Here is an 8,737-nt window from a genome sequence, read left to right as displayed (position 1 = left end):
AGCCGGGGCGCGGGCGGGCGCGGCCGGCGCGGCGACGACCACAGTGCCGGCCCGACCGCGACCGGTGACGTGCCCCTCCTCGGTCAGGCGCTGGTACGCCTCGGTGACCACCCCTCGGGAGACGCCGAGGTCGGCGGCGAGCACCCGGGTCGGGGGAAGCCGGTCGCCGACGGGCACCCGCCCCTCGGCGATGGCCTGCCGCAGCCGGTCGGTCAGCCAGTCGGCGCGCCCGCCCGGGGGCGCGTCGGTGACGCTCAGGTGCAGGAAGTCGGACCCGGCCGTTATGGACCTGTCGGACGCCGTCGGTTTGGCTCTGCCCACAGGTCCATTCTCGCCGCAGAGTGAGCAGGAGCCAGAGCTGCCGATACTTCCGGAGGACGATCGTGACCATCCCGTTCCTGATCACCACCCTGATCGTGGTGGTCACCCCCGGCACCGGGGTGCTCTTCACGCTCTCCGCCGGCCTGTCCCGGGGCGCCCGAGCCGGGGTGTTGGCCGCGTTCGCCTGCACGCTGGGCACGCTGCCGCACCTGCTAGCGGCGATGACCGGGCTGGCCGCGCTGTTACAGGCGAGCGCGGCGGCGTTCGAGACCATCCGCTACCTCGGTGTCGGCTACCTGTTGTACCTGGCCTGGTCCATCGCACGCGACCGCGACGCGTTCGCGGTGACGACCGATGCCCCACCCCGCTCGGCGATCCGGGTGATCGTCTCCGGGATCCTGGTCAACCTGCTCAACCCGAAGCCGATGCTGTTCTTCGTCGCGTTCCTGCCACAGTTCGTGGACACCACCGCGCCGGGCTCGACCCGGGCGATGCTCGGCTGCGGCGCGGTGTTCATGCTGCTCACCTTCGTGGTGTTCAGCGGCTACGGCATCTTCGCGGCCCGGGTACGCGACCGGGTGCTGACCCGACCGCGGGTCACCGACTGGCTGCGTCGGTCCGCCGCCGGCACGTTCGTGGCCCTCGGCGTGACGCTCGCCCTCACCGAACGATAGGACCACCGTGCAGTTTCACCATTCGTCACAGCTTCGCGACGCGTACCCCGACCTGGTCGCGGGTGTGGTGCTCGTCGACGGGATCACCGCCACCACCGACGTTGCGGGACGCACGGCCGGCTATCTCACCGAGGCCCGCCGACGGTTGACCGCCGGCGGGGCCGAGAGCGGGTTCCCGGAGATCCAGGCGTGGCGGCGGGCGTACGCGGCGATGGGGCTGCGGCCCACCAGGTACCGGTGCGCGGCCGAGGCGCTGCTGCGCCGGCTGCGCCTGGACGGCGAACTGCCCCGGGTGCACCCGCTCGTCGACCTCTGCAACGCCATCTCGGCCGCGTACGCCATCCCGGTCGCGGTGCTCGACCTGGACCGGGTCGACGGCGACCTGACGGTCCAGCCGGCGCACGGCGACGAGGAATACCTGAGTTTCGCGGGCGACACCGAGCATCCCGAGCCGGGCGAGGTGACCTTCGTCGACTCCGCCGGGCGGGCGCACGCCGGCGGTGGACGAACCGGCAGAGCGGCTGGTCGGCAGTGCGGGCGGGCACCTCGTCGGTGCTGATCGTCGCCGAGGCGCTGCACCCGGGCGGCGAGCCGGCCATGACCCGGCTGGTCGCCGCCCTCGTGACGGAGCTGACCGACGGGTGGTCCGCCCCGACGGCCGCCGCGGTGCTCACCGCCGCCGCACCCCGTTTCCGCACCCCTACGGCGGATGACGACCGGGGTCAGGCGGTGTCGCCGGGCACCAGGTGACGGTAGCCGGGGATCGTCTCGGCGAACCAGCCGGCGACACTGGCCAGGCCGCGTTCGTTGAGCTGCGCGTCGTGGATCGGGTACGCCGCCGCCGCGCCCACGGCGCCGGCGAACCGGATCGCCTCGTCGAGGCGCAACCAGGACCCCTGGGCCGGGACGAGCAGGTTGCGCACCGGCTCGTCCGGCACGTGCAGCGCGTCGCCCGGGTGGTAGAGCTCGCCGCCGATCAGGTAGCCGAGGTTCGGGCAGTCGGGCTGTCCCTCGTGGATCGCGGCGTGCCGACCGCCGTGCGCGCTGACCGGGATGCCGGCCGCCGTGAAGCGTTGCCCCGCGCGGACCCGGGTCACCGGCAGCGGAACGAGATCCGGCAGTCGGGCGCCTTCCGGGGCGTACACGGGGACACCGAGACCGGCGAGCCGCAACACGTCCACGTGGTCGGTGTGCTCGTGGGTGACAAGGACGGCGTCCGCGCCGACCAGGGCCTGCGGCTCGCTCCACGTCCCCGGGTCGACGACCAGCACCCCGCCGTCGTGTTCCACACGCACGCACGAGTGGGTGAACCGGGTGATCCGCACCAGGCGACGGTACGCCGCCGGCAGACAGGTCGTGGTCCCCGTGGCGGTTGGGCCGGCCCTGCCGGGGTAGTGCGGCAGCATGCCGCAGCGATACGAGAACTACCCGAGGATCGCCGTCGTCACCGGCGCGGACTCCGGCATCGGCAAGGCCTGCGCGGTGGCGCTGGCCAAGGCCGGCTTCGAGATCGGCATCACCTGGTACGGCGATCCCGACGGCGCGGAGCGGACGGCCAGCGAGGTCCGCGCGACGGGGCGGCGCTGCGAGGTCGCCGAGGTGGACCTGACCCGACTGCCGGACGCGGCGGCGGTGGTGGACGAGTTGGCCGACCGGCTGGGTGGCATCGGGGTGCTGGTCAACAACGCCGGCATCGGGGGCTCGACGCCTTTCGTCGACACCGGGTGGGAGCAGTGGCGCGAGGTGCTCGCCGTCGACCTGGACGCGCCCTTCCTGTGTGCCCAGCGGGCCGCGCGACGGATGCGGGCCACCGGCGCCGGCGGGCGGATCATCAACATCACCAGCGTGCACGAGCACGCGCCCCGGGTGGGCTCGGCCGCGTACTGCGCCGCGAAGGGCGGGCTCGGGCTGTTGACCCGGGTGATGGCCCAGGAGTTGGCCGCCGACGGGATCACCGTCAACGCCGTCGCACCGGGCGAGATCGCCACGCCGATGACCGGTCAGGAGGATGTCGACCCGTTCACCCAGGAACGGCCCGGCGTGCCGCTGGGGCGGCCCGGCGACGCCCGGGAGGTGGCCGCCGTGGTCGCGTTGCTCGCCTCCCCCGCCGCCAGCTACGTCACCGGCGCGTCCTGGCCGGTCGACGGGGGCATGTTGTTGATGGGCCCGCAGGCGTCGGCGTTGCCGAACGACGACTGGCGATCGGTCTGACCACCACCGCGCGCGTCGTCAGCGCATCCGCGCGGCCGACGCCCGGACGATGTACGCGAACTGCACACCGAACGCCACCACCGCGACCAGCACCCCGACCGGGACCGCCACCTCGCCCCCGGCCCCGACGATCGTCGTCACCAGGGCGATGCCGAGCCCGCCCAGCACGGCGTTGACTGCGCCCACGAGTGCGGCGGTGGTCAGCAGGAACTCCCACCGCCCCGGTCGCGTGCCGACCAGGTTCCAGGCCGTGCTCATGGCGTCGTCGGCCACCACCGCGTCGGCGAAGAAGTCGTGCTCGCCGGCGAACTGATGGTGGTAGTAGGCCCGGATGCGTTGGATCCGCAGCAGGTCCAACGAGTTCTCGACTGTGGTCTCCACCAGCCGCAGGAATGTCAACACCCCGATGATGACCAGGGTCGGCAGCACCGCGGCCAGGTACGGCCGGACCAGCTTGTCGTTGCTGGCGACGAAGCCCAGGCCGATCAGCGCCGCCGACAGGACGGACAGGAAGATGGTGGCGCGGCCGGTGGCCTCGGCGATGGTGCCGGCACGGGACGTCTGCAACGCGTAGTGCTCGGTGGTCAGGACGGTGAGAAGCGCCTGCTCGCGTTCGCCCTCGTCCACCCAGCCACCCTCCGTGGTCGCATGACTCCGTTACCGTCACCCTATGAGCGGCGGGCCGGGTCGGAATGGCGAACCGACCGCTCGGAGAACGGGACAGCGCGCAGCAAAGCGGGCACGTATCCTCCGAATTCCGGTGATCAGCAAGCGGCGGTGGGGCCGACCGACGGCGGAAGGGGACCGGATGCCCGGGTGGGCTGGTCGGGGCGGGCGGCAACGACGCGCCTTCGTCGTCGGTGGGGCACTGTTCGCGATCGCCGTCGTCATGCTGCTGGCCGCCTGGCGCAGCACCGGCTTCCTCAGCGACCTGTTGCTCAACCTCGGGGCCAGCGTGGTCCTCGCCGCCATCTCGTACGTCATCTTCGACCCGCTGTTCGAGGAGGCCCGCAAGGCGCGGGTGCAGGAGCACCTCAGCTTCGACCAGCAGGCGTTCGTGACGCGGCTGTACCGCTCCGGTCGCCGGGTGCGCATTCTCGACACCTGGACGATCCTGCTGGAGCAACGGCACCGCGAGGAGACCCTGGGCGCGGTGCGAGCGGCGCTCGCCAACGGCGCCCAGGTGCAGTTGCTGCTGCTCGATCCCGATTGCACCGCCGCCCAGCAACGCTCCGAGGAGCTGGAACGGCAACGGGTGGACGTGCCCCGGCAGATCCGCACCAACCTGCGCCACCTGGCCGCGTTCGCCGACGCGCTCGACGCGCGGCTGCGGCACCGCCTCCAGGTCCGGCTCTACGACGCGTCCCCGTCGATCCAGCTCTACCAGTGGGACGGGCGGGCGCTGATCTCGTTCTTCCCGATCGGGAAGTTGTCGTTCAACGTGCCGCAGCTCGAGGTGGACATGGACAGCCCGTGGGGCGGGTTCGTGCACGCCCGGTTCGAGGAGCTGTGGGAGCACGAGCAGGCCACCCTCGACCTGGAGCGGTACTGGTCGGTCATGGTCACACTGCGCCACGACGAGTCGGACGTGGTCGAGGTACGCGTGCCGTACGTGACGGCGGACGGGCAGCACTACGTCGACTGTCGGGGGTTCCGGGTCACCGGGCCGCTGACCGTGCGAGCGGTGCTGCCGCCCCGCGCGCCCGGGGCGGCCCCCGCGGTGTTCGCGCTGGCCGAGTCCGCCGACGGGGACCGCACCCCGGCCGCCGTGGTGAAACGGCACTTCGACCAGAAGTACGGGCACGGCGACGGCGAGCGGGACATCCGCCGACTGGTGCCGCCGCCGGGCGATGCCCGTACCCCGGCGCCCCGGCCCGCGACGGCCGGTGACACGCACGCACGGTGACCCCCGAACGGACCGTCGGCTCGGCCCGGGAAACAATGGTGGTCCAACCCTGATCGCAAGGAGGACCGTCGGCGTGTCACACCGCACCGCACCGCCGTCCGGGGCGGCGCAGCTGCGCGCCGACTGCGGACGCTGCTTCGGGCTGTGCTGCGTGGTGCCGGCGTTCGCCGCGTCGACGGACTTCGCCATCGACAAGCCGGCCGGCTCGCCCTGCCCGAACCTGCGCCCCGACCACCGCTGCGGCATCCACACGGAGCTGCGGGAGCGCGGTTTTCCCGGCTGCACGGTGTTCGACTGCTTCGGTGCCGGGCAGCAGGTCGCCCAGGTGACCTTCGGCGGGCGGGACTGGCGGGACGCGCCGGAGACGTTGCCGGCGATGGCGGAGGCGTTCGCGGTGCTGCGACCGCTGCACGAACTGCTCTGGTATTGCACCGAGGCGGTGGCGTCGGACCCGCCGGCCGCCCTGCGCGCCGAGTTGGAACGTGCCCGCGCCGAGACGCGGACGCTCACCGAGGGTGACCCGACGCACCTTCGCGCGGTGGACGTCGCCGGCCACCGGAACCGGGTCAACCCGCTGCTGTCCCGGGCCAGCGACGCGGCCCGGGCCCCCGGCGGCGCCGACCGGCGGGGCGCGCACCTGCTCGGGGTGGACCTGCGCCATGTCGACCTTCGCCGGGCCAACCTGCGCGGGGCGCTGCTCATCGGCGCCGATCTGCGCGGAGCGGACCTCGCCCTGGCCGACGTCACCGGCGCGGACCTGCGCGGGGCCGACCTGCGGGGCGCGGACCTGCGGCGCACCCTCTTCCTGCACCAGACCCAACTGGACGCCGCCCGGGGCGACACCCGGACCGGGCTGCCGCAGACGCTCACCCGGCCGGCGCACTGGACGGCGCTGCCGCTCACCCCGGTCCGTCAGCCGGCCCGTCGGGGCCGCCGCCGCTAGGAACGGCCCGATCCGATCCGCCGTGCGCGCCGGTCAACTCCTGGAAGCCGGCATGGACCGGGCACTGTGGGCAGCGGCCACGGTCGCAGAGCCGGCAGAGGTGGGCCAGGCTGCCGGCGTCCGCCACCTCGTCGTGCAGCAGGGCCCGGGCGATGTCGGCGAGCTGGCGGCGCTGCTCGACGGTCAGCGGGGCGAGCAGCGCGGTCAACACCTCCTGCCGCGCGCGCAGGGTGCGGGCGGCGACCGCCGCGCCCTCGGCGGTGAGGTGCAGGGCACGACTGCGCGCGTCGGCGCCGGGACGCCTCTCCACCCAGCCCTGTTCCCGAAGCCGCCGGACCAGGTGCGCGACGCCGGGTTGGGTCAGCCCCAGCACCTGGCCCAACCACTCGGCGGTCACCCCTGGCTGGTCCTTGAGGACGACGAGCGCCTCGGCCAGCGCGCCGCCGGCCCCGACGGACCCGCTGATCGACGCCCGCATCCGCGAGCCGACAAGCAGGGCGAGTGCGCCGAGCAGGTTGGGCGAGCCATCCTCGGGTAGATTCATAAGTTGTGAATGTACCCCGCCGGGCGATGCTGCTCATCATGTTGATGACCGTGGCGCAGCTACCGGTCGCACTGCGGCAACTGCTCGTCGTCCTGCTCGGTCACCAGAACACCGGCAGCTTCGCCACCGCCGGAGTGGCCAGCGCCGGCTGCGGGATCGGGCTGGCGGTCACCGCGCCGCTGGTCGGTCGACTCCTGGGCCGGCTCGGTGCCCGGCCGGTGCTGCTCGCCACCGGCCTCGCCCACCTGCTCGCCCTGCTCGGCCTGGCCGTCACCACCGAACCGGCGGCGTTCGTGGCACTGGCGACCGTGGCCGGGCTCAGCACGCCACCGGCGGTCGGCAGCGGACGCGCCCAACTGGCCCGGCTCGTCGCCCCTGCCGCGCTGGCCCGCGCGTACGCGGTCAACGCCGTCGGGCAGGAGGTGCTCTACGTGGGCGGCCCTCTCGCTGTGACACTGAACCTGCTGATCAGTGGACCCACTGCCGCACTGCTCGCCTTCGCCGTAATCGGCAGCGCCGGGCTGCTCGGCATGGTCGCGGTGCTACCGCCGCGCGAGGCCGACCGGCAGCCTCGCGGGAAGGGATCCGCGCTGCCCGGCCGGGCCACCCGCCGCACCGTCGTCGGCACCCACATCGGATACATGGCGGGCATCGGCGCGATGTGGGTGCTGGTGCCCGCGTTCGCCACCACGGTCGGGCACCCGGAGCAGGCCGGGCTGCTGGTGACCATCTGGTCGGTGGGCAGCCTGGCCGGTGGCGTGCTGCTGGCCAGCCGGGGGCGACCCGGCAGCCCGGCGGCGGCGTACCTGACGATGCTCGGCACGTTGGCCGCCACCTCGGTGGCGCTGCTGCTGCCGCGCAACGTGCCGCAGATGGCCGTCGCGCTGGCGGTCTTCGGTCTCGCGCTGGCGCCGTTCCTCGCCGTCACCGACGAGATCCTCGCCCGGTCCACCCCGGCGGTCCGGCTCCCCGAGACGTACGGGTGGTTGCAGACGGCCGGGCAACTCGGCATCGCCGCCGGCTCCGCGACCAGTGGAGTGGTCAACGACCACCTCGGTAACACCTGGGCGTTCCTGGTGGTCGTCGGCGCGCTCGCGCTGGCGCTGATCGTCGCGCTCAGCCGCCGCCGGACGCTGCGGCTGCCGTCCGCTGCGCCGCAGGTCGAGACGGTCGGGTCGGCTGTCACCGCCGGCGGGTCAGGTTTCGGCCGGGACGACGCCGGGTAGCCAGCGCCGACGCGGACCGGCATCGACGGGGGGCACGGCGTGGGCTACCGAAATCGCCAAGGGAAGCAGCCGGGCGACCCGCAGCACAGCGAGGACGAGGCCGGCCAGGCGCCACTGGTGCAGGTCGAGGCGGACACCGAGGTCCCCGCACCGGCGGACACCGATGTCCGGCCGGACATCGTGACCGAGCCCGACAACTCGGGCGTCGCCGGTGGTTCGTCCGGCAGCAGCGGCGGGGGTTCCAGCATGCCGGGGCACCCCGACGCGACCCGCTGACCCGGGCTCAGCGGCTGGTCAGCGCGCCCCGGGCCTCGGTCATGCCCTTGTTGGCGAGCCCGTCGGCCCGCTCGTTCTCCGGATGCCCGTTGTGCCCCTTGACCCACAACCAGGTGACCTGGTGCCGTTCGCAGGCCGCCTCCAGCCGCTGCCACAGGTCGGCGTTCTTCACCGGCTGCTTCGCGGCGGTCCGCCACCCATTGCGCTTCCACGACGCCAGCCAACTGGTGATGCCGTTGCGCACGTACGTGCTGTCGGTGTGCAGCTCCACGGTGACCGGCCGGTTCAGGCTCTCCAACGCCTGGATGGCCGCCATCAGCTCCATCCGGTTGTTGGTGGTGGGCGTCGCCTCACCGCCGCACAACTCCCGCTCGTGATCGCCGTAACGCAGCAGCGCACCCCAACCACCTGGGCCGGGGTTGCCACTGCACGCCCCGTCGGTCCAGATCTGCACGCCCCTGCCGGCCACCGCGTCCACCATGCCCGGCAACCTACCGGGCGACGCCGCCAGGGCTGCCGCTCGGGGCCCGGAGCCGGCGCATCGACACCCGGACCGGCGATCCCGGCCGCGCTCTAGCCGCCGCCGGGTGACCCGCCGGGCTCCCCAGCGCCGGCGTGGCCCACCACCGCCGGCGG

At 73.5% G+C, this 8,737-nt stretch carries 13 protein-coding genes; 8 read left to right on the top strand and 5 right to left on the bottom strand.

The genetic code is table 11. The features are described 5' to 3' along the window. Window positions 1-321: GntR family transcriptional regulator (locus tag JM949_RS30675; protein ID WP_203151598.1), on the bottom strand; the 321-nt coding region annotated here is incomplete at its 3' end. 62 nt (window positions 322-383) lie between these two features. Between JM949_RS30675 and JM949_RS30670 the strand changes: the two genes are divergently transcribed. Genes JM949_RS30670 through JM949_RS38050 form a run of 3 tightly spaced genes read left to right on the top strand, consistent with a single transcriptional unit; the run spans window position 384 to window position 1,745 of the window. Next, a complete protein-coding gene (locus JM949_RS30670; protein ID WP_203151597.1) occupies window positions 384-995 on the top strand; it encodes a LysE family translocator in 612 nt (203 codons plus the stop codon). Window positions 996-1,002: 7 nt separating this feature from the next. Beyond that, complete coding sequence (locus JM949_RS39375; protein WP_309232402.1) at window positions 1,003-1,554, top strand: B3/B4 domain-containing protein; 552 nt, start codon at window positions 1,003-1,005, stop codon at window positions 1,552-1,554. Continuing rightward, complete coding sequence (locus tag JM949_RS38050) at window positions 1,548-1,745, top strand: hypothetical protein (RefSeq protein WP_238434183.1); 198 nt, start codon at window positions 1,548-1,550, stop codon at window positions 1,743-1,745. Before JM949_RS39375 ends, JM949_RS38050 begins: the two co-directional genes overlap by 7 nt. Here JM949_RS38050 and JM949_RS30660 read toward each other — a convergent pair. Then, complete coding sequence (locus JM949_RS30660; RefSeq protein WP_203151596.1) at window positions 1,718-2,320, bottom strand: MBL fold metallo-hydrolase; 603 nt, start codon at window positions 2,318-2,320, stop codon at window positions 1,718-1,720. The two genes, JM949_RS38050 and JM949_RS30660, sit on opposite strands and share 28 nt — an antisense overlap. A 79-nt stretch (window positions 2,321-2,399) precedes the next feature. On the opposite strand from JM949_RS30660, the gene JM949_RS30655 reads away from it, so the two are divergent. Then, the gene (locus tag JM949_RS30655; protein WP_203151595.1) at window positions 2,400-3,206 is read left to right on the top strand and encodes an SDR family oxidoreductase; all 807 of its coding nucleotides are present in this window, start codon (window positions 2,400-2,402) and stop codon (window positions 3,204-3,206) included. 18 nt (window positions 3,207-3,224) lie between these two features. Here JM949_RS30655 and JM949_RS30650 read toward each other — a convergent pair whose 3' ends face one another. Beyond that, window positions 3,225-3,833: a hypothetical protein gene (locus JM949_RS30650; protein ID WP_203151594.1), complete on the bottom strand. Its 609-nt coding sequence runs from the start codon at window positions 3,831-3,833 to the stop codon at window positions 3,225-3,227. A gap of 181 nt (window positions 3,834-4,014) precedes the next feature. Between JM949_RS30650 and JM949_RS30645 the strand changes: the two genes are divergently transcribed. Both JM949_RS30645 and JM949_RS30640 read left to right on the top strand, forming a co-directional pair. Further along, window positions 4,015-5,112, top strand: coding sequence for a DUF5919 domain-containing protein (locus JM949_RS30645; RefSeq protein ID WP_203151593.1), 1,098 nt, complete (start codon window positions 4,015-4,017; stop codon window positions 5,110-5,112). A 73-nt stretch (window positions 5,113-5,185) separates the two neighbouring features. Continuing rightward, on the top strand, window positions 5,186-6,055 hold the full coding sequence (locus tag JM949_RS30640) for a pentapeptide repeat-containing protein (RefSeq protein WP_309232401.1): 870 nt from the start codon (window positions 5,186-5,188) through the stop codon (window positions 6,053-6,055). On the opposite strand, the gene JM949_RS30635 is transcribed toward JM949_RS30640, so the two are convergent. After that, window positions 6,012-6,599 (bottom strand): MarR family winged helix-turn-helix transcriptional regulator, encoded by a 588-nt coding sequence (locus tag JM949_RS30635; RefSeq protein ID WP_203151591.1) that lies wholly within the window; start codon window positions 6,597-6,599, stop codon window positions 6,012-6,014. The genes JM949_RS30640 and JM949_RS30635 overlap by 44 nt on opposite strands. A gap of 26 nt (window positions 6,600-6,625) precedes the next feature. On the opposite strand from JM949_RS30635, the gene JM949_RS30630 reads away from it, so the two are divergent. Both JM949_RS30630 and JM949_RS30625 read left to right on the top strand, forming a co-directional pair. Continuing rightward, the gene (locus tag JM949_RS30630) at window positions 6,626-7,825 is read left to right on the top strand and encodes an MFS transporter (RefSeq protein ID WP_203151590.1); all 1,200 of its coding nucleotides are present in this window, start codon (window positions 6,626-6,628) and stop codon (window positions 7,823-7,825) included. Window positions 7,826-7,864: 39 nt separating this feature from the next. After that, window positions 7,865-8,101, top strand: coding sequence for a preprotein translocase YidC (locus tag JM949_RS30625; RefSeq protein ID WP_203151589.1), 237 nt, complete (start codon window positions 7,865-7,867; stop codon window positions 8,099-8,101). 7 nt (window positions 8,102-8,108) lie between these two features. Here the strand turns inward: JM949_RS30625 and rnhA are convergent, their stop codons facing one another. Then, window positions 8,109-8,582, bottom strand: coding sequence for a ribonuclease HI (gene rnhA / locus JM949_RS30620; RefSeq protein WP_203151588.1), 474 nt, complete (start codon window positions 8,580-8,582; stop codon window positions 8,109-8,111). Window positions 8,583-8,737: the final 155 nt, after the last annotated feature.

Origin of the sequence: Micromonospora tarensis, from assembly GCF_016803395.1 — a bacterium.
Lineage (GTDB): Bacteria > Actinomycetota > Actinomycetes > Mycobacteriales > Micromonosporaceae > Micromonospora > Micromonospora tarensis.
Note: the sequence above shows the minus strand (reverse complement) of the source record. Positions and strands in the feature narration are given on the sequence as shown.